Origin of the sequence: Enterobacteriaceae endosymbiont of Donacia proxima, assembly GCF_012569285.1 — a bacterium.
Taxonomy (GTDB): Bacteria; Pseudomonadota; Gammaproteobacteria; order Enterobacterales; family Enterobacteriaceae.
Genome location: NZ_CP046198.1, coordinates 106,760 through 126,872, shown reverse-complemented (window position 1 = coordinate 126,872; position 20,113 = coordinate 106,760). Strand labels below are relative to the sequence as shown.

Here is a 20,113-nt window from a genome sequence, read left to right as displayed (position 1 = left end):
TTAAATATTTTATTTATACATATTAAATAAAATTATTTTTATTTAATATTAAAAAAATGTTTAAATTCATTTATTTTATTTGTTTTTTCCCATGTAAAAATATTTCTACCAAAATGTCCATAAGATGCAGTTTTTTTATATATAGGTGCTAATAGATTTAGCATTCTAATTAAATTAAAAGGTCGTAGGTCAAAATTATTTTTAATAAATAACATAATATTTTTATCAGAAATTTTACTAGTACCAAAAGTATTTACCATAATTGAAATCGGTTTAGCTATACCAATTATATATGCAATTTGTATTTCACAACGTGAGGCTAAATTTGAAGCAACTATATTTTTTGCTATATATCGTGCTGCATATGCAGCAGATCTATCTATTTTTGATGGATCTTTACCTGAGAATGCCCCTCCACCATGTCTAGCCATGCCACCATAAGTATCCACAATAATTTTTCTTCCGGTTAAACCACAATCACCAAAAGGTCCACCTATAATAAAACGACCAGAAGGATTGATAAAAAATTTAGTTTTTTTATTAATCCATTTTTTTGGTAATACTGGTTTAATAATTTCTTCCATAACAGCTTCTGTTAATTTTTTAGAAGATATTTCTTTAGAAATTTGTGTTGACAAAACAACAGAATCGATATCTATAATTTTATTCTTTTTATATTTAAATGTAATTTGACTTTTAGCATCTGGTTCTAACCATGATAAAATTTTTTTTTTTCTAACTTGTGCTTGTTGATACATTAATTTATGTGCATAAATAATAGGTGCTGGCATAAAAACATCAGTTTCATTAGTAGCATATCCAAAAACGAAACCTTGATCTCCTGCTCCTTGATTATATTTATCTAAATTAGATGTGATTCCTCTATTAATATCATCTGATTGTTTACTTAATATATTTAATATTGTACATGTATTTGCATTAAATCCTGTATCAGAATTAGTATATCCAATTTCTTTTATAGTTTTTCTTGTTATTTTTTCTATATTTATATTAGCTTTAGTAGTTATTTCCCCTCCAATTAATACCATATTATTTTTAATATATGTTTCACATGCTACACGTGATTTGATATCTTGTTTTATTATACTATCTAATATTGCATCAGAAATTTGATCTGCAACTTTATCTGGATGACCTTCTGATACAGATTCTGAAGTAAATAAATATTCTGTCATTAATATTATTTCCTATAAACATATTTAATATTTTCAGTATATATTTTTTTTAAAAAAATGCATATAAAATTAAAATTTTTAATTTATTAAAAATTTTAAAATTATAATAAATAGATTTTAAAACATTTTACCTATATATTTCTTTATATAAGTAATTTTTTATAAAATATTTTTAAATTTAGGAAAAATATATATTATGACTTCTAGAAAAGATATAGTTAATGCTATTAGATTTTTAAGTATAGATTCTATAGAAAATGTTAATTCAGGACATCCTGGAGCCCCGATGGGAATGGCAGATATAGCAGAAGTACTTTGGCGTAAATTTTTAAATCATAATCCTAATAATCCTATGTGGATAAATCGTGATAGATTTATTTTATCTAACGGACATTGTGTGATGTTACTTTATAGTTTATTACATCTTACTGGATATAATTTATCTATTTCTGATTTAAAAAGTTTTCGTACATTATATTCTAAAACACCAGGACATCCAGAATTTAAAAATACTCCAGGTGTTGAAACTAGTACAGGGCCTTTAGGACAAGGATTAGCAAATGCTGTAGGTATGGCTATAGCTGAAAAAACATTATCTGCACAATTTAATAAATTAAATTATAATATAATTGATCATTATACTTATGTTTTTGTAGGTGATGGATGTTTAATGGAAGGTATTTCACATGAAGTTTGTTCTTTAGCCGGAACATTAAAATTAAAAAAATTAATAGTGTTTTATGATAATAATAAAATATCTATAGATGGAAATATTAAAGGATGGTTTAATGAGAACATTAAGAAAAGATTTGAATCTTATGGTTGGAATGTTTTATCTAATATAGATGGTCATAATTCTGAAAATATAGAAAAAGCTATCAAAAAAGCTAAATCACATATAAATGATAAACCATCATTATTAATTTGCAACACAATTATTGCTTTTGGTTCACCCAATAAAGCAGGTAAAAATATTGCACATGGATCACCTTTAGGGAAAAAAGAAATTTTATTAACAAAAAAAAATTTGAAATGGAATTTTAAACCTTTTGAAATTCCTTCACATATTTATAAAATATGGGATGCAAAAAAAATAGGTTATATAAAAGAACAAAAATGGAAAAATATGTTTAAAAATTATTGTTGTAAATTTCCAATTTTAGCAAAAGAATTTACAAGAAGGATTAATAAAACTCTTCCTTGTAATTGGAATAATGAAATTAATAAATTTCTTTCAAAACTAAATAATAATAATTTAAGTTTATCAACAAGGCAAGCATCACAATTTATTCTACAAAAATATTCAAAATTATTACCTGAATTATTAGGTGGTTCTGCAGATTTATCTCATAGTAATTTAACTATAGTTAATCGTTCTAAACCAATTAATAAATTTAAAGATGGTAATTATATTTATTATGGTGTAAGAGAATTTGGTATGACTGCTATTTCTAATGGTATTTCTTTATATAATGGATTTATTACTTATACTGCTACTTTTTTAGTTTTTTCAGATTATTGCCGTAATGCCATAAGAATGGCTGCGTTAATGAAAATTAGAAATATAATGATTTATACTCATGATTCTATAGGGTTAGGAGAAGATGGACCAACACATCAACCAATAGAACAATTATCTAGTTTAAGATTAATACCTAATATAAATATTTGGCGTCCATGTGATAAAATTGAAACAGCTATAGCTTGGAAAATAGGCATTGAAAACATAGAAAAACCAACTATTTTAGTTTTATCAAGACAAATTTTACCTACACAAAAAAGAAATAAAAAAATTATATCATATATATCATATGGGGGATATATTTTAAAAGATTGTATAAATAAAAATCCTCAAATTATATTAATAGCTACTGGATCAGAAGTATCTTTAGCTGTTAAAGTATACGAAAAATTATCTATTTTAAAATATAAAGTTAGAGTTATATCTATGCCTTCTACTGATATATTTGATAAACAAAGTAAAGAATATAAAAATCATGTATTACCTAATCATGTAAAATGTAAAATAGCTATTGAAGCAGGATCTAAAGATTTTTGGTATAAATATGTGGGTTTAACTGGTATTATTATCGGTATAAATACTTTTGGATGTTCTGCTTCAGGAGAAAAATTATTTAAAAAATTTGGTTTTACTATTGAAAATATTTTGTTAAAAATAAAAAAATTTTTTAAATTATATAATTAATTATTTTTTTTATTAAAATATAGGATTAAAACACTTATGTTAAGTATTTTAGATTTAAATATTCAAAATAAAACAATATTAATTAGATCTGATTTAAATATACCAAGAGATTTAAATGGTAATATTACATCGGATATCAGGATTAAATTATCATTACCTACTATTAGGTATGCTTTAAAAAAAGAATGCAAAATTATTATAGCTTCTCATCTAGGAAATCCTATTGAAGGAGAATATAATGATTTTTTTTCTCTTAGAAAAATAGGTATATATTTAGCAAAAATTTTAAATCATAAAGTTGTTTTAAAAAAACATTATTTAAATGGTTTAAAATTTAAAAATAATGAAATTATCCTTTTAGAAAATGTTCGTTTTAATATTGGTGAAAAAAGTAATAATGAAAAATTAGCGGAAAAATATGCATCTTTATGCGATATATTTGTAATGGATGCATTTGCAACTTCTCATCGCATTCATTCTTCTACTTATGGTATTATTAAATTTGTTAAACAATCTTGTGCCGGTCTTTTATTAATAAGTGAAATAGAAAATTTAAAAAAATTTTTGAAAAATCCTTTAAAACCAATAATTTCAATTATTGGTGGATCTAAAATATCTACTAAATTTAATATTTTAAAAAAATTATCTAAATTATCAAATAAAGTTATTGTAGGCGGTGGTATTGCTAATACATTAATTTCATTAAATAATAATATTGGTAATTCATTATATGAACCTAATGCAATTTTATTAGCTCAAGAAATAATACAAAAATATAAAAATATAATTATTCCTATTGACTGTATTGTTAGCACAACTATATCAAATAATTCTTTAATAAAAACAAAAAAAATTACTAATATTTTAAAAAATGAAAAAATTCTTGATATAGGAAATAAAACTATAAATATAATTCAAAATGAACTTAAAAAAGCTAAAACCATTTTATGGAATGGACCAGTAGGAGTATTTGAATTTAAAAATTTTAGAAAAGGTACTGAAAGTATTATCAATTCTATTATTCATAGTAATGCTTTTTCTATTGTAGGTGGAGGAGATACATTAGCTGCATTAGAATTATTTAATATTTTTAATAAAATTTCTTACATTTCCACAGGAGGAGGAGCTTTTTTAAAATATATAGAAAAAAATAAATTACCCGTTACAACTCTATTAGAAAATATTTCATAAAATTAAATCTTATAATTAATATTATAAAATATCTAATAAAAAATTATTGAATGTAAAGTGTATATTATGTCTAAAATTTTAAATTATGTAAAACCTGGTGTAGTTGTTGGTCATGATGTACAAACTATATTTAAAATAGCTAAAAAAAATAATTTTGCTATACCAGCTATTAATTGTGTAGGTACTGATTCTATCAATATAGTATTAGAAACTGCAGCAAAAATGAAATCTCCAGTAATTATTCAATTTTCAAATGAAGGGGCTGCTTTTATTGCTGGTAAAGGTTTACAAATAATTAATCCTAGATTAGCGTCTATAGTAGGTGCTATATCTGGAGCTAAACATGTTCATAACATTGCACAATATTATGAAATACCAGTTATTTTACACACTGATCATTGTCCAAAAAATAAGTTATCTTGGATTAATGATTTATTATATGAAAATGAAAAATATTATATAAAATATAAAAAATCTTTGTTTTCATCACACATGATAGATCTATCAAAAGAATCTATAAAAGATAATATCAAAATATGTAGTTCTTATTTAAGAAGAATGTCAAGAATGAAAATGACATTAGAAATAGAATTAGGATGTACAGGAGGTGAAGAAGATGGTATTGACAATACCAATTTAAATAAAAAAGTATTATATACTGATCCTAATGATGTAAATTATGCATATGAAAAATTAAAATTAATTAGTTCACAATTTATTATTGCTGCTTCTTTTGGTAATGTACATGGAGTATATCAAACAGGTAATATACAATTATTACCTAAAATTTTAAAAGATTCACAAAAATTTATTAGGAAAAAACATCATTTACATAAAAATCCTATAAATTTTGTATTTCATGGAGGTTCTGGATCTTCAATAACAGAAATTAAACAAGCCATAAAATATGGTGTTGTTAAAATGAATATTGATACAGATACTCAATGGGCTACATGGAAAGGTATATTAAATTTTTATAAAAAATATAAATTTTATTTACAAAAACAATTAGGTAATCCGGAAGGTTTAAATAAACCTAATAAAAAATATTATGATCCTAGATCATGGATCAGAGCATCACAAATTTCTATGAAAAAACGATTAGAAAGAACATTTAAAGAATTAAATGCAATTAATATATTATAAAAAATAAATTATTTAAATTATAAAACAAAATACAAATTATTTTATACAATGGATTATTAAAATATGAATAAGTTTATTAGTGTATTAGATTTTATAAAAATGTGGATATTTGACAATAAAATTTTTATTTTATATCAATGTGAACATTTTATTCTAGCAGGTATGATTTTATTTTTCGGATTATGGGGTGTTAAATTTGGTACTAAAACTATAAGAAATGTTTTTACTAAAAGGAATATAGATCCGATTACTATCGGATTTCTCACAAATGTTTTTAAATATAGTTTTATTATTTTTGTTATAGTTAGTGCTTTAAGTAGTATTGGGTTACAAACATCATCAATTTTTGCTGCATTCGGTACTATAGGATTAGTAATCGGTTTAGCTTGGCAAAGTGCATTGGCAAATTTAGCTTCAGGATTATTAATTATCACTTTTCGTATTTTTAAAGTAGGAGATTATATTAATATAAGTAATGTAACTGGTAGAATAACTAATGTGGAAATTTTTTGTACTCTTTTAAAAACATTTGATGGAAGTATTATATCAGTACCTAACGGTAAAATTTTGACAGAAAATATAGTAAATTTTTCTAAATCAAGTGAATATCGTAATAAAATTACTTTAAGTCTTTCAAGAAACTTAATACAAAATGATATCAATACAATTAAAAAAATTTTATTAGATACTGTATCACTAAATGATAAAATAATAAAAAATTCTATTGTTAATGTTGTTGTTGACGGAATTACTAATAGTTCTATTAATTTTAGTGTTTTTTTTTGGATAAATGATTTTATAAATAAAAAAGAAATTTGTTCAGATTTAATAGATATTATTAAAAATAACTTGGAGTTATATAATAAATCCTGTGTTTTATGGATAAATAATGATTAATACTTATCATATTTCTATTCCAAATTTTTAAATATCCGGTGCGAACGGGAGTTGAACCCGCGACCCCCGGCGTGACAAGCCGGTATTCTAACCAACTGAACTATCGCACCATTTCTTATATTATAAGATAATATATTATTATTATCAATAACTATTTTTTATTTCCATAAAACAAAACCACATTTTTTTTTAATTAAATTTAATTTTAAATTATGTAATTTTAATTCTTCATCAGAAGCTTTTATAATTAATAATTTTTTTTTTTTTTTTAAAATTTTTTTAAAATTATTAATATGAATATTATTATGTTTTTCTTTTAATAATTCTAATGTAAACTGATTTTGTTTAGCAGTCATAGATAAAAAAACATATGCTAAAAGTTTTGCATCTAATAAAGCACCATGTAAATTACGTTTATTTTTATTTATACTAAATCTTGAACATAAAGAGTTTAGTGAATTTCTTTTCCCAGGAAATATATTTCTAGCTATTTTTAATGTATCTTTAATTATACAAATATCTTCAATTTTAGGTAAATTATTTTTTAATAATGATAATTCATAATTTAAAAAATCAACGTCAAATTGAGCATTATGAATAATAATTTCTGATCCTTTAATATAATTTAAAAAATTATGTACAATTTTAGCAAAAATTGGTTTTTTAGATAAAAATTTATTAGAAATTCCATGAATATTAAATGCTTCTTTACTTATTATTTGTTGTGGATTGATATATTCATGAAAATAATTTTTAGTAATATTACGATTAATAATTTCTATAATTCCTATTTCAATAACACGATGTCCTATATAATAAGGAGGAAATGAATTCATCCCAGTTGTTTCTGTATCTAAAACTACTTGACGTATATTTAATTTTTGCATATTTGTTATATAAATAATATTAATTTTAATAGAAAAATATGTATAAAAATATAAAAATTTTTACAGATGGTTCTTGTATAAATAATCCAGGTCCAGGAGGATGCGCCGCTATTTTACAATATCATAAATATGAAAAAATTTTAACTAAAGGTTTTTTTTTAACAACTAATAATAGAATGGAATTAATGGCTTCTATTATTGCATTAGAATTCCTAAAAAAAGATTGTAATATTATACTTACAACTGATAGTAAGTATTTAAAAAAAGGAATTACAAAATGGATACATAATTGGAAAAAAACTAATTGGAAACGTAATAATAAACAAAAAGTAAAGAATATTGATTTATGGCAAAGATTAGAATTATCTTTAATTCATCATAAGATTTCATGGAGATGGATTAAAGGTCATTCGTCACATTTTCTAAATAAAAGATGTGATAAATTAGCTCGTATTTTGGCTAAAAATCCTATAGAAGATGATTGGGGCTATATAAAAAAAATAAAAAATTAAAAATTTTAAATATTTATATATAAATTTACAAAAAATAGTTGTTATTTTACCATAACTTCTTTAAGTTTAAATTAACTAATTCATTTTAAAATTACATTTATGTTCTAAATTTAAACATTTTTAATAAAGGTATATAGTATGTTAGATAACAATCGTTTACGCATAGCTATGCAAAAATCTGGTCGTTTAAGTAATGAAACTAGTAAACTCTTAAAGAGTTGTGGTCTTAAAATTAATCTGCAACAACAACGGTTAATAGCTTTTGCAAAAAATATGCCGATTGATATCTTAAGAGTACGTGATGATGATATTCCTAGTTTAATTATGGAAGGTGTTGTTGATTTAGGAATTATAGGTAAAAATGTTTTAGAAGAAGAAGTATTAAATAGATTATCTAAAGGTTATAATGCAAAATATATAATATTACGTAAATTAGATTTTGGTATATGTAGATTATCAATAGCAATACCTGTAAATAAAAATTATTTAGGATTAAAATCTTTACAAAATACTTGTATAGCAACATCTTATCCTAATTTATTAAAAAAATATCTTGATCAACATCATATTAAATTTAAATCTTGTATTTTAAATGGTTCAGTAGAATTAGCCCCAAGGGTAGGTTTATCTGATGTTATTTGCGATTTAGTTTCTACAGGAGCAACATTAAAAGCAAATGGAGTTAAAGAAGTAGAAGTTATATATAATTCTCAAGCATGTTTAGTACAACGTTATGATAAGATATCATATTTTAAACAAAAATTAATAGATAAATTATTAACTAGAATTAAAGGAGTAATTCAAGCAAAAGCATCAAAATATATTACTTTGCATATTTCAAGTAAAAAATTAAAACAAGTATTTTTACTATTACCATATATACAAAATCCAACTATTTTACCATTAATAGGAGAAACAGAAAAAATTTCATTACATATGGTATGTAATGAAACATTATTTTGGGAAAGAATAGAAAAATTAAAATTATTAGGAGCAAGTTCTATTTTAGTTTTGCCTATTGAAAAAATTATAGAGTAATGATAATGAATATTATAAACGATATTATCTATTGGGATAATTGTAATAAAGATTACAAAAAAAAAATATTATCTCGACCAATATTCTTTATAGATAAAAAAATTAAAAATGATGTAAAAAATATTTTGAAACAAGTTAAGGAAAATGGTGATAGTGCTTTAAAAAAATATAGTTTATTATTTGATAAAATCAAAATTAATAATTTACAAATTAATAAAAAACAAATATTTAATGCAAAATTTTATATAAATCATGATATAAAAAATGCGATACAAAATGCATATAATAATATTTATAAATTTCATAAATATCAGGTTATAAAAAAAAAAATAATTGAAATTATACCTGGAGTATTTTGTAGCCATATTTTTCGTCCTATATCTAGGATAGGATTATATATTCCAGGAGGAACATCATCATTATTTTCTACAGTATTAATGTTAGGAATACCAGCACAAATAGCTTTATGTCCTAATATTATTTTATGTTCTCCTGCTCCGATTTCTAACGAAATTTTATTTGCTGCTAATTTATGTAATATACAAAATATATTTCAAGTAGGAGGCGCACATGCTATAGCTGCTATGGCTTATGGAACACAATCTATTGATAAAGTAGATAAAATTTTTGGACCTGGAAATATTTATGTTACAGAAGCTAAAAAACAAGTTAGTAATAACATGACTTTTTTTAATAAAACTTCTATAGATATGCCAGCTGGTCCATCAGAATTAATGATTATTGCAGATGAATCGGCAAATTATAATTTTATTATAGCAGATTTATTATCACAAGCAGAACATGGTATTGATTCACAAGTATTATTAATAACTACTGAGGAAAAAATTGGAAAATTAGTTAAAAAAAATCTTTTTAAACAATTAGAAAAAATACCTAAAAAAAATATAATAATAAAATCACTTAGTAATAGTTATATTATAATCGTAAATAATATAAATGAATGTGTTAATATAGTAAATACATACGCTCCTGAACATCTTATTATCCAATGTAAAAACTATAAAAAAATTTTATCTAATATTATCAATGCAGGATCTATTTTTTTAGGTAATTGGGCTCCTGAATCAGTAGGAGATTATGCTTCTGGGACTAATCATGTTCTACCTACTTATGGTTATGCTAGAACTTATTCTTGTTTAAGTATTTCTGATTTTCAAAAAAAAATCTCTGTACAAAAATTAACAAAAAATGGTTTATTAAATATTTCTTTTACAGTAGAAACTATGGCAAAAACAGAAAATTTATTAGGTCATAGTAATTCTGTAACAATAAGAAAAAATTTTATAAATCAACAAAAACAAAAAATTAAAAATATTAATCAGATAGTTAAAAACAATATTCTAAATTTAATTCCATATCAATCAGCAAGATTATTATATAAAAATAATATTAATAATAAAATCATGTTAAATGCGAATGAATCTCCTATTATTTCATTATTTTCTACTAATAATAAAATATTAAATAGATATCCAGAACAACAACCTAAAAAATTACTTAATTTTTATAGTAAATATATTAATTTAAATAATAAAAATATTTTAATTACTAGAGGTGCAGATGAAGGTATAGATATAATTATGAGAACATTTTGCGATCAAAAATATGATAAAATCTTATTTTGTCCTCCAACATATGATATGTATCGTGTTACTGCTAATATATTAAATATTAAATATTTAATGATTTTTAGTATAAAAAATAATTGGAAAATAAATTTTAATAAAATTAAAAAAAATCTTAAAAATGTTAAAATTATTTATTTTTGTAATCCTAATAATCCTACAGGAAATACTTTAAATAAAAATGATATAATACAATTGTTAGAATTCACAAAAAATAAAATAATAATTGTTATTGATGAAGCATACATTGAATTTTGTCTTGATCAGACCATGATTTATTTAATTAATAAATATGAAAATTTAATTGTATTAAGAACTTTATCTAAAGCATTTGGTTTAGCAGGTTTACGTTGTGGTTTTATATTAACAAATAAATATCTTATAAAGATATTACTTAAAGTTATAGCACCATATCCAATATCTATTCCAGTTTTAGATATTGCAGTACAAGCTTTAAATACAAAAAATATAATTATTATGAATAATAATGTAAAAACTATTATAAATAATAAAAAATGGTTAATAGAAAAATTAAATAATTGTAATTGTGTAAAAAAAATTTTTGTTAGTAAAACTAATTTTATCTTAGTAAAATTTAATAATTCAAAAATTATTTTTGATATTTTAAATAAAAATAATATAATTGTACGGGATCAAAATCATGAAAAAATATTAGATAATTGTTTAAGAATTACAATAGGGACATTTTATGAATGTAAAAAATTATTTTATATATTACAAAAAATATCTTGATTAATTTTATAAGAAATAATTTATGCTTAAAAAAATACTTTTTATAGATAGAGATGGTACTTTAATATCTGAGCCTAAAAATAATTTTCAAATCGATCATATTAATAAATTATTTTTTGAAAAAAATGTTATTCTTGCATTATCAAAATTAAAAAAACTTTCTTATTTATTTATTATGGTTACCAACCAAGATGGTTTAGGTACAAAATTTTTCCCATATGAATCTTTTAATATTCCTCATAATTTTATAATTAATATATTTAAATCACAAAATATAGAATTTGAAAATATTTTTATTTGTCCTCATTTTTCTTATGAAAAATGCATATGTAGAAAACCAAATATAATAATGTTAAAACAATATTTAAATGATTCCTTAGATAAAAAAAATAGTTATGTTATAGGAGATCGTTTTAGTGATATAGAATTAGCCAATAATATTGGTATTAAAGGTATTTTATATAATAAAAAAACATGTAATTGGTTAGATATTTTAGCTAAATTAACACCAATAAAAAGATATGCTATAATAAGAAAAACAACAAAAGAAACTATAATACATGTAGAATTATTTTTAGATACATTTGGTAAATGTAATATAAATACTGGAATTAATTTTTTGAATCATATGTTAGAACAAATAGCAATACATGGAGGTTTTATTTTAAATATTTATAGTGATGGGGATTTATTTATTGATGATCATCATACAATAGAAGATATTGCGATAACTTTAGGGAAAGCTTTTGCTAAAGCTATCGGTGATAAAAAAGGTATTAATAGATTTGGTTTTTTATTACCTATGGATGAATCATTAGCGCAATGTTCATTAGATCTATCAGGGAGACCATATTTACAATATGATGTCAAATTTAAATACCAAAAAATTGGAGATTTAAATACTGAAATGATTAAACATTTTTTTTATTCATTATCATATTCTATGTTATGTAACATACATTTAAAAGTAACTGGAGAAAATGATCATCATAAAATTGAAAGTTTATTTAAAGCATTTGCTTGTTCATTAAAACAAGCAATAAAAATTGAACATAATGTTATTCCTAGTACAAAAGGAGTTTTAAATTGAAAATTGTTATTATAGATACGTCTTGTGGTAATTTTTGTTCTTTAAAATTTACTATAAAAAAATTAGGATTTAATTCTAAAATTACAAATAATAAAAATTTAATTTTAAATGCTGATAAAATTTTTTTACCAGGAATAGGTTCTGCTAAATCTATAATAAAAAAATTAAAAAAAGATAATTTAATTCAATTAATTAAAAATTGTAAAATAGATATTTTAGGAATATGTTTAGGAATGCAAATATTAGGAAAATATAGTGAAGAAAATAAAGGTATTTTTACATTAGGAATTATGGATTATTCTGTCCATTTAATGGACAATAAATACATTCCTATACCTCATATGGGGTGGAATAAAGTGAGTAATATTATTAAATCACCATTATTTAATAATATTAATAAAAATTCTTATTTTTATTTTTCACATAGTTATAGTATATGTATGAATAATTATACAATAGCTACAACTACTTATGGAGAAATATTTAGTTCAGTTATTCAAAAAAAAAATTTTTTTGGAGTGCAATTTCATCCAGAAAGATCAGGAATTAATGGTATTCAATTAATTAAAAATTTTTTAAAAATGTGAAATTATAAATATGATTATCCCAGCGATTGATTTGATAAAAGGTAAAATAGTTAGATTACATCAAGGTAAATTTAATTTAAAACGTGAATATTTATATACACCTCTATTTTATATAAAAAAATGTATTAAAGAAAATGCTCGTAAAATTCATCTTATAGATTTAGATGGTGCAAAAAATCCTGATACAAAACAATTAATGTTGTTAAAAAAAATTTCCAAATATCAGTTACCTCCAATACAAATTGGAGGGGGTATAAGATCTAAAAAAGATATAGATTTTATTTTTAATTTAATACCTAATTCTCAAATTGTATTAGGATCTTTTATCCTACAAAATTTTAAAAATCTAAAAAAAATATTTAAATTATATGATCCATTTTCTATTATTTTAGCTTTAGATATAAAGTATAATCAAAATAATAAAAAAATAATTTTTGTCAATGGATGGCAAAATACAAGTAATATAATTTTTGAAGATATTATAGAAAAATTTTTACATATAGGTTTAAAATATGTTTTATGTACAGACATTTCTCGAGATGGAACTTTTTTAGGACCGAATATAAATTTATATACTGAAATAGTTAAAAAATATCCTGAAATATCTTTTCAAGCTTCAGGAGGTATATCTTCTTTACAAGATATTATTAATTTAAAAAATACTGGAGTAAAAGATGTAATTATAGGAAGAGCATTTTTAGAAAAAAAATTTACCATTAAAGAGGCTAATTTATGTTGGCAAAAAGAATAATTCCTTGTTTAGATGTAAATAAAGATGTAGTAGTTAAAGGAAAACAATTTAAAAATCATCAAATTATAGGAGATATTTTATCTTTAGCTAAAAAATATGATAAGGATGGTGCTGATGAATTAGTATTTTATGATATTACTGCGTCAATTAATAAACAATTAGTCGATAAGAAATGGATATCAGAAATCTCTAAAATTATTAGTATTCCAATTTGTGTTGCAGGAGGAATTACATCTATAGATGATGCTGCTAAAATATTACATTTAGGAGTAGAAAAAATATCAATTAATACTCCTGCATTAAATAATCCTAATTTAATAAATCAATTATCTCAATATTTTGGTAAACAATGTATTGTTATAGGAATTGATTCTTGGTATGACAAAAAAACTCAAAAATATTATGTTTATAAATATACTGGAAATCAAAAAAATATAAAAATAACAAATTGGGAAACAATTAAATGGGTAAAATATGTTCAAAAATTAGGAGCAGGTGAAATAGTTTTAAATATGATGAATCAAGATGGATTATGTAATGGTTATGATATAAAACTTTTAAAAAAAATTAGAAAAATTTGTAAAATACCTTTAGTTGCATCTGGAGGTGCAGGTTCTATAAATGATTTTTATAATGTTTTCCATAAAAAGATAAATGTTGATGGAGCTTTAGCTGCATCAGTATTTCATAAAAATATTATTAGCATTAAAACATTAAAAAAATTTTTACATAAAAAAAATATTGAGGTAAGAATATGTTAAATTTTTTAAATAATTTAGATTGGGTTAAAACAAATGGATTAATTCCCACTATCATACAACATAAAATTTCTGGACAAATACTTATGCATGCATATATGAATAAGGAATCTCTTTCTATTACTTTGAAAACTAAAAAAGTTACATTTTTTTCTAGAACTAAAAAAAAAATATGGACTAAAGGTGAAACAACAGGTAATTTTTTATATGTAAAAAAAATTACAACTGATTGTGATAAAGACACACTTCTTATATTAGTTATTTCTATAAATAATACATGTCATTTAAATAAATATAGTTGTTTTAAAAAAACAATATCTGATTTTACCTTTTTATATTTATTGGAAAAAATTTTAGATAAAAAAAAGAATTCTTCTATAGAATCTTCATATACTTCTAAATTATACCAAAGTGGTGTAAAAAGAATTACACAGAAAGTAGGAGAAGAAGCTATAGAAACTATTATTGCAGCAAATGATAATAATAAAAAAGAAACTATACAAGAAACAGCAGATTTAATCTATCATTTAATAATTTTATTAAAAGTAAAAAATATTAATTTAAAAGATATTATCAAAATTTTAAAAATAAGAAATTCTAAACTAAAATAATTTATTAATCAAGTTTTATTTTAAATTTCTAAAATTAAAAAAAAATAATATTTGATAATTTTAAATAAAAATTTTAGATATTAATATTTTATAAAATATATCTACTAATGTCTTCATTAATAATAAGTGAATCAAGATGTTGACTTACATAGTTTTCATCAATAATAATGGATTGACTATTATATTCATTAGCATTATAAGAAATATCTGACATTAAATATTCTAATACAGTATGTAATCTTCTAGCTCCTATATTTTCTGTTGTTTCATTAACTTTCCAAGCAGATTCTGCTATTTTTTTTATACCATCTTTAGTAAAGATAATATCTACTTTTTCTGTAGCTAATAAAGCTTTATATTGTACCGTTATAGATGCATTAGGTTCTATAAGAATTCTTTCAAAATCATTACTAGTTAATGCTTTTAATTCTACTCTAATAGGTAACCTACCTTGTAATTCAGGTATTAAATCAGAAGGTTTTGAAATTTGAAATGATCCTGAAGCAATAAATAAAATATAATCTGTTTTAACCATTCCATGTTTTGTTGATACTGTACACCCTTCAACTAAAGGTAATAAATCTCTTTGTACTCCTTCTCTAGAAATATCAGAAGATACATTATTACTTCTTCTACAGATTTTATCTATTTCATCTAAAAAAACTATACCATTTTGTTCTACTGCTTCTATAGCTTTTTGTTTAATATCTTCATTATTAACTAATTTATTAGCTTCTTCTTCTATTAATAACTTAATTGCATCTTTAATTTTTAGTTTACGTTTTTTTTGTTTATTTCCTCCTAAATTTTGGAATAAAGATTGCAATTGACTAGTCATTTCTTCCATTCCAGGTGGTGCCATAATTTCAATGCCCATAGGAGTACTAGATAAATTAATTTCGATTTCTTGATTATCTAATAATCCATTTTTTAATTTATTTTTTAATTTTTTACGAATAGATTCAATATTATCATCTTTAGCCCAATAATTTTTATTAGGTATTAATACATTAATAATCCTTTCTTCCGCCATTTCTTTCGCTCTATAACAATTTTTATTGAATGCTTGTACTCGTATCATTTTTATTGAAGCATCAGTTAAATCACGAATAATAGAATCTACTTCTTTCCCGACATAACCAATTTCAGTAAATTTAGTTGCTTCTACTTTAATAAAAGGTGCATTAGCTAATTTTGCTAATCTGCGTGCAATTTCTGTTTTTCCTACACCAGTTGGACCTATCATTAATATATTTTTAGGTGTTACTTCTGATCTTAAATTTTCATCTAATTGCATACGACGCCAACGATTTCTTAAAGCAATTGCAACTGCTTTTTTTGCACTTTTTTGTCCAATGATAAATTTATCTAATTCATTTACAATTTCTTTTGGGGTCATTTCAGACATAGTGAAAATTTTCCTCATGATTATTTATTTAGATGGTAATTCTTCAATAGTAAAAATATGATTAGTATATATACAAATATCTCCAGCTATGTTTAAAGATTTTTTTACTATTTCATATGCACTTAAATTAGTATTTTCAAATAAAGCACGAGCAGATGCTTGTGCATATGGACCACCAGAACCAATAGTTACTATATTATTTTCAGGTTGTATAACATCTCCACTACCTGTAATAATTAAAGAAGTAATTTTATCTGCTATTACTAATAATGCTTCTAATTTACGTAAAATACGATCTGTTCTCCAATCTTTTGCTAATTCAACTGCCGATTTAATAAGATTTCCTTGATGTATTTCTAGTTTTTGTTCAAATAACTCAAAAAGAGTAAAAGCATCAGCAGTACCCCCAGCAAAACCGGCAATTACTGTATCATTATATAATTTACGAATTTTTTTTACATTTCCTTTCATTATAATATGACCAAGAGTTGCTTGTCCATCACCACCAATAACTACATTACCATTTCTCCTTACACTAACTATTGTTGTCATGAGTTTATTCCTCATTATAATTATTATTTATTTTAAAATTTTATAAAAAAATAAATAATAATTACATTTTTAAAAAATTTATTAAAATAAAAATTAATTAAATTAATATTTCATATTTAATTTCATGAAAAATTATATTATAATTAATCATATAATAATTTTAAATTTTATTAAAACAATAAAATTATAACATAATTTTTATTTTAAACAATAAATTTATATTTAATTAAAATTTATATGAAAAATAATATTTTAGCGATTGATACATCTACTGAATATTGTTTACTCTCATTAAAGATAAATAATATTATTCATAATAAAATACAATATTCTCCTTATTCACATATGCAATATATATTACAATTAATTAATGATTTTTTACAAGAAAAAAATATTACTTTATCTCAAATATGTTTATTAGGATATAATTTAGGACCAGGAAATTTTACAAGTTTAAGAATAGGTATAGCAATAGTAGAAAGTCTTTCTTATGTTTTAAATATTCCTAAGGTAGGGATATCACATTTAATGATTTTAGCTGAACAATCTTGGAAAATAAAAAAAATTAAAAATGTTATATCTGTTATAAAATGTAATAAGAATTTATTATATTTTGCTATATATAAAAGAACTTTAAAAGGTTTATGGATAGGGAAAAAAAGTGAATGTTTATTAAATTATGATATTTTTTTTAAAAAAATAATTTTATTAAAAGGAATATTTACATTAATTTCTAATATAGATCAATATATTCAAAATAATATTAAAAAAATGTTAAACAAAGATCTTAAAATAGTATTTATTAAAAAATTTTATTCTTCAGAAAATATTATTAGTATTATTAATACCATTGTTTTAAATAAAAAAAAAATAAAAAAACATTACCAAATAAATTATATTAAAAATATATTTTAATATAGATTAATGTTTTGTTTATTATTTTTCTTATAATATTTTTTTTGTTTTAGGTAAAATAATATTTAATTCTAATGTTAATATATTATTTTTTTTATTATCTATTTATATATTAATTATTTTTGAATTTATTTCTATATTTTTAGAAGTTACCTTTAATATTTTTTTTTAATTATGTATCTAGCAAAGATATATTTAACCTTTTTTATATTCTTCTAAATATGTTTTTTTAAGACCTTTTTTTAATAAAATTAATATTTTTTTAGATAAAAAAATTAATAATATTTATATTATTTCCAAAAAAAACGCTGTAAAAAATTTTTTTGTTCTTTTTTTATAAAACGTAAAGGAATTTTTTCTCCTAATAAACGTTTAACAGTATCTTTATATGCTAAAGAAGCATTAGAATTTTTGTGTAAAATAATACTTTTTCCTTGATTTAATGCTCTTAATACTAAGGGATCTTCTGGTATTACACCTATTATTTGAACACCTAAAATTTTAATAATATTATCAATACTTAATATATCTCCACAATTTACTCTGATAGGATCATAACGTGTAAGTAATAAATATTCTTTAATAGGTTTTTCTCCATTTTTAGTTCTTTTAGATTGTGATGAAATTATACCTAAAATTCTATCAGAGTCTCTAATAGAAGAAATTTCAGGATTAGTAGTAATAATAGCTTCATCAGCAAAATACAATGCAGTTAATGCACCTTTTTCAATACCTGCAGGTGAATCGCATATAATAAAGTCAAAATTCATTGTATTTAAATTTTTTAAAATAGCTTCTACTCCATTATAAGTTAATGCATCTTTATTCCTTGTTTGAGAAGCAGGTAATATATATAAATTTTTATATTTTTCGTCTTTTATTAAAGCTTGATTTAATGTTATTTCTCCTTGTAAAACATTGATAAAATCATAAATAACTCTTTTTTCACAACCCATAATTAAATCTAAATTACGTAATCCTATATCAAAATCAATAACAACAGTTTTTTTCCCATTTTTAGCTAATCCAGTAGCTATAGCTGCACTAGAAGTAGTTTTCCCTACACCTCCTTTACCAGAAGTTACAACAATTATACGCATTAAAAATTTCCTTAATAGTAAATTTAATAAGATTTAATTACATAATTTTATTTTTAATATTTTATTTTTTAAATATATTCTTGATGATTTTCCTAAAAATTTTAGGGGAATTTGATCTTGAAGTAAATATTCACCAGCAATTGATAATAATTCCGCAAATAATTGACTACAAAAAATTTGACAATTTCTATCTCCATTAGCTCCAGATAAAGCTTTACCTCTCATAAAACCATAAATATGGATATTACCATCTGCTATTAATTCAGCTCCTGTACTAACATTATTGATAATAATTAAATCACTATTATAAGCATAAACTTGCTGTCCTGATCTAATTGGATTATAGATAATTTTACTTTTATTATAATAGATATCTTTATTAAGTAATAAAGATCCTTTTTCTTTAATTATTTTAATAATAGATTTTGATACTATATTATTTTTATTATTATTTACTTTTTTTTCATTAATATCAATATTTTGAATTTTTTTATCATCTTTATAATTATCAAATAAAATAGGTGTACCAGTATTATTTATAATTTTAATAATATTTTTATTATTACATCCACTAACTCCTATAATATTAATACCTGTTGAAATAATAGCATTATAAACTTTTTCCCAATTTATTTCATTTTTTATATAAAAAATATTAACAATAACTGACATTTTTTTAAAAAATAAAGGAGAATGTTTTATTTTTTTTTTTATTGCATTATATATAAGTTCAGGTTGATTATTATATAAATAAATTACATAGAATGAAAAATTATTTTGTTTAAATTTAATTATTTTTGTAAACATTTTTTTTCCTTTAATTAATTAAAATTATTTTTAATTAAAATAATTTTATTAATTATATAAAT

19 protein-coding genes, 1 tRNA gene and 1 pseudogene are annotated in these 20,113 nt (G+C 21.7%); 14 read left to right on the top strand and 7 right to left on the bottom strand.

The window, feature by feature from the left end; translation table 11 throughout:
- Positions 1 to 38: 38 nt before the first annotated feature.
- Complete coding sequence (gene metK, locus GJT97_RS00650) at positions 39 to 1,196, bottom strand: methionine adenosyltransferase (protein WP_169767579.1); 1,158 nt, start codon at positions 1,194 to 1,196, stop codon at positions 39 to 41.
- A 196-nt stretch (positions 1,197 to 1,392) separates the two neighbouring features.
- Between metK and tkt the strand changes: the two genes are divergently transcribed.
- The 4 genes from tkt to GJT97_RS00630 all read left to right on the top strand — a co-directional run bounded on the left by tkt (position 1,393) and on the right by GJT97_RS00630 (position 6,636).
- Positions 1,393 to 3,402 carry a transketolase gene (gene tkt / locus GJT97_RS00645; protein WP_169767578.1) on the top strand — a complete coding sequence of 670 codons (2,010 nt, stop codon included), beginning with the start codon at positions 1,393 to 1,395 and terminating at the stop codon, positions 3,400 to 3,402.
- 36 nt (positions 3,403 to 3,438) lie between these two features.
- Positions 3,439 to 4,593, top strand: coding sequence for a phosphoglycerate kinase (locus tag GJT97_RS00640; protein WP_169767577.1), 1,155 nt, complete (start codon positions 3,439 to 3,441; stop codon positions 4,591 to 4,593).
- Positions 4,594 to 4,659: 66 nt separating this feature from the next.
- Positions 4,660 to 5,739, top strand: coding sequence for a class II fructose-bisphosphate aldolase (fbaA, locus tag GJT97_RS00635; RefSeq protein WP_169767576.1), 1,080 nt, complete (start codon positions 4,660 to 4,662; stop codon positions 5,737 to 5,739).
- Between the two features lie 63 nt (positions 5,740 to 5,802).
- A complete protein-coding gene (locus tag GJT97_RS00630) occupies positions 5,803 to 6,636 on the top strand; it encodes a mechanosensitive ion channel family protein (RefSeq protein WP_169767575.1) in 834 nt (277 codons plus the stop codon).
- A 36-nt stretch (positions 6,637 to 6,672) separates the two neighbouring features.
- Here the strand turns inward: GJT97_RS00630 and GJT97_RS00625 are convergent.
- A tRNA-Asp gene (locus GJT97_RS00625) sits at positions 6,673 to 6,746 on the bottom strand.
- A 48-nt stretch (positions 6,747 to 6,794) separates the two neighbouring features.
- Complete coding sequence (gene dnaQ, locus GJT97_RS00620) at positions 6,795 to 7,523, bottom strand: DNA polymerase III subunit epsilon (protein WP_169767574.1); 729 nt, start codon at positions 7,521 to 7,523, stop codon at positions 6,795 to 6,797.
- A gap of 38 nt (positions 7,524 to 7,561) precedes the next feature.
- On the opposite strand from dnaQ, the gene rnhA reads away from it, so the two are divergent.
- The 9 genes and pseudogenes from rnhA to hisIE all read left to right on the top strand — a co-directional run bounded on the left by rnhA (position 7,562) and on the right by hisIE (position 15,269).
- The gene (gene rnhA / locus GJT97_RS00615) at positions 7,562 to 8,035 is read left to right on the top strand and encodes a ribonuclease HI (protein ID WP_169767573.1); all 474 of its coding nucleotides are present in this window, start codon (positions 7,562 to 7,564) and stop codon (positions 8,033 to 8,035) included.
- A gap of 138 nt (positions 8,036 to 8,173) precedes the next feature.
- Positions 8,174 to 9,073 carry an ATP phosphoribosyltransferase gene (hisG, locus tag GJT97_RS00610; RefSeq protein WP_169767572.1) on the top strand — a complete coding sequence of 300 codons (900 nt, stop codon included), beginning with the start codon at positions 8,174 to 8,176 and terminating at the stop codon, positions 9,071 to 9,073.
- A 5-nt stretch (positions 9,074 to 9,078) separates the two neighbouring features.
- Positions 9,079 to 10,395: pseudogene (hisD, locus tag GJT97_RS02220) on the top strand (histidinol dehydrogenase); the annotation flags it as partial.
- Positions 10,378 to 11,472, top strand: coding sequence for a histidinol-phosphate transaminase (hisC, locus tag GJT97_RS02215; protein WP_246208924.1), 1,095 nt, complete (start codon positions 10,378 to 10,380; stop codon positions 11,470 to 11,472). The pseudogene hisD and the gene hisC, both read left to right, overlap by 18 nt.
- A gap of 22 nt (positions 11,473 to 11,494) precedes the next feature.
- Positions 11,495 to 12,562 carry a bifunctional histidinol-phosphatase/imidazoleglycerol-phosphate dehydratase HisB gene (gene hisB, locus GJT97_RS00600; RefSeq protein ID WP_169767570.1) on the top strand — a complete coding sequence of 356 codons (1,068 nt, stop codon included), beginning with the start codon at positions 11,495 to 11,497 and terminating at the stop codon, positions 12,560 to 12,562.
- Positions 12,559 to 13,149 (top strand): imidazole glycerol phosphate synthase subunit HisH, encoded by a 591-nt coding sequence (gene hisH / locus GJT97_RS00595; protein ID WP_169767569.1) that lies wholly within the window; start codon positions 12,559 to 12,561, stop codon positions 13,147 to 13,149. Before hisB ends, hisH begins: the two co-directional genes overlap by 4 nt.
- 10 nt (positions 13,150 to 13,159) lie before the next feature.
- Positions 13,160 to 13,900, top strand: coding sequence for a 1-(5-phosphoribosyl)-5-[(5-phosphoribosylamino)methylideneamino] imidazole-4-carboxamide isomerase (locus GJT97_RS00590; RefSeq protein WP_169767568.1), 741 nt, complete (start codon positions 13,160 to 13,162; stop codon positions 13,898 to 13,900).
- Positions 13,882 to 14,661 carry an imidazole glycerol phosphate synthase subunit HisF gene (gene hisF, locus GJT97_RS00585; RefSeq protein WP_169767567.1) on the top strand — a complete coding sequence of 260 codons (780 nt, stop codon included), beginning with the start codon at positions 13,882 to 13,884 and terminating at the stop codon, positions 14,659 to 14,661. Before GJT97_RS00590 ends, hisF begins: the two co-directional genes overlap by 19 nt.
- A complete protein-coding gene (gene hisIE, locus GJT97_RS00580) occupies positions 14,655 to 15,269 on the top strand; it encodes a bifunctional phosphoribosyl-AMP cyclohydrolase/phosphoribosyl-ATP diphosphatase HisIE (protein WP_169767566.1) in 615 nt (204 codons plus the stop codon). Before hisF ends, hisIE begins: the two co-directional genes overlap by 7 nt.
- 88 nt (positions 15,270 to 15,357) lie before the next feature.
- Here hisIE and hslU read toward each other — a convergent pair whose 3' ends face one another.
- Together hslU and hslV are read right to left on the bottom strand one after the other, a co-directional pair.
- Positions 15,358 to 16,677, bottom strand: a complete 1,320-nt coding sequence (gene hslU, locus GJT97_RS00575; protein WP_169767565.1) for an ATP-dependent protease ATPase subunit HslU — start codon at positions 16,675 to 16,677, stop codon at positions 15,358 to 15,360.
- 24 nt (positions 16,678 to 16,701) lie between these two features.
- Complete coding sequence (gene hslV, locus GJT97_RS00570) at positions 16,702 to 17,229, bottom strand: ATP-dependent protease subunit HslV (protein ID WP_169767564.1); 528 nt, start codon at positions 17,227 to 17,229, stop codon at positions 16,702 to 16,704.
- A gap of 237 nt (positions 17,230 to 17,466) precedes the next feature.
- Here hslV and tsaB point away from each other — a divergent pair, with 237 nt between their 5' ends.
- A complete protein-coding gene (gene tsaB, locus GJT97_RS00565) occupies positions 17,467 to 18,144 on the top strand; it encodes a tRNA (adenosine(37)-N6)-threonylcarbamoyltransferase complex dimerization subunit type 1 TsaB (protein WP_169767563.1) in 678 nt (225 codons plus the stop codon).
- 290 nt (positions 18,145 to 18,434) lie between these two features.
- On the opposite strand, the gene minD is transcribed toward tsaB, so the two are convergent.
- Both minD and minC read right to left on the bottom strand, forming a co-directional pair.
- Positions 18,435 to 19,244, bottom strand: a complete 810-nt coding sequence (minD, locus tag GJT97_RS00560; RefSeq protein WP_169767562.1) for a septum site-determining protein MinD — start codon at positions 19,242 to 19,244, stop codon at positions 18,435 to 18,437.
- 33 nt (positions 19,245 to 19,277) lie between these two features.
- The gene (gene minC, locus GJT97_RS00555; RefSeq protein WP_169767561.1) at positions 19,278 to 20,051 is read right to left on the bottom strand and encodes a septum site-determining protein MinC; all 774 of its coding nucleotides are present in this window, start codon (positions 20,049 to 20,051) and stop codon (positions 19,278 to 19,280) included.
- Positions 20,052 to 20,113: the final 62 nt, after the last annotated feature.

What these genes read in the sequence shown, in the direction of transcription:
- hisG (WP_169767572.1), top strand. Translation starts at nt 8,174, where the DNA reads ATGTTAGATAACAATCGTTTACGCATAGCTATGCAAAAATCTGGTCGT.
- metK (WP_169767579.1), bottom strand. Translation starts at nt 1,196, where the DNA reads ATGACAGAATATTTATTTACTTCAGAATCTGTATCAGAAGGTCATCCA.
- GJT97_RS00590 (WP_169767568.1), top strand. Translation starts at nt 13,160, where the DNA reads ATGATTATCCCAGCGATTGATTTGATAAAAGGTAAAATAGTTAGATTA.
- GJT97_RS00640 (WP_169767577.1), top strand. Translation starts at nt 3,439, where the DNA reads ATGTTAAGTATTTTAGATTTAAATATTCAAAATAAAACAATATTAATT.
- tkt (WP_169767578.1), top strand. Translation starts at nt 1,393, where the DNA reads ATGACTTCTAGAAAAGATATAGTTAATGCTATTAGATTTTTAAGTATA.
- GJT97_RS00630 (WP_169767575.1), top strand. Translation starts at nt 5,803, where the DNA reads ATGAATAAGTTTATTAGTGTATTAGATTTTATAAAAATGTGGATATTT.
- hslU (WP_169767565.1), bottom strand. Translation starts at nt 16,677, where the DNA reads ATGTCTGAAATGACCCCAAAAGAAATTGTAAATGAATTAGATAAATTT.
- rnhA (WP_169767573.1), top strand. Translation starts at nt 7,562, where the DNA reads ATGTATAAAAATATAAAAATTTTTACAGATGGTTCTTGTATAAATAAT.
- hisF (WP_169767567.1), top strand. Translation starts at nt 13,882, where the DNA reads ATGTTGGCAAAAAGAATAATTCCTTGTTTAGATGTAAATAAAGATGTA.
- fbaA (WP_169767576.1), top strand. Translation starts at nt 4,660, where the DNA reads ATGTCTAAAATTTTAAATTATGTAAAACCTGGTGTAGTTGTTGGTCAT.
- minC (WP_169767561.1), bottom strand. Translation starts at nt 20,051, where the DNA reads ATGTTTACAAAAATAATTAAATTTAAACAAAATAATTTTTCATTCTAT.
- dnaQ (WP_169767574.1), bottom strand. Translation starts at nt 7,523, where the DNA reads ATGCAAAAATTAAATATACGTCAAGTAGTTTTAGATACAGAAACAACT.
- hslV (WP_169767564.1), bottom strand. Translation starts at nt 17,229, where the DNA reads ATGACAACAATAGTTAGTGTAAGGAGAAATGGTAATGTAGTTATTGGT.
- tsaB (WP_169767563.1), top strand. Translation starts at nt 17,467, where the DNA reads ATGAAAAATAATATTTTAGCGATTGATACATCTACTGAATATTGTTTA.
- hisB (WP_169767570.1), top strand. Translation starts at nt 11,495, where the DNA reads ATGCTTAAAAAAATACTTTTTATAGATAGAGATGGTACTTTAATATCT.
- hisIE (WP_169767566.1), top strand. Translation starts at nt 14,655, where the DNA reads ATGTTAAATTTTTTAAATAATTTAGATTGGGTTAAAACAAATGGATTA.
- minD (WP_169767562.1), bottom strand. Translation starts at nt 19,244, where the DNA reads ATGCGTATAATTGTTGTAACTTCTGGTAAAGGAGGTGTAGGGAAAACT.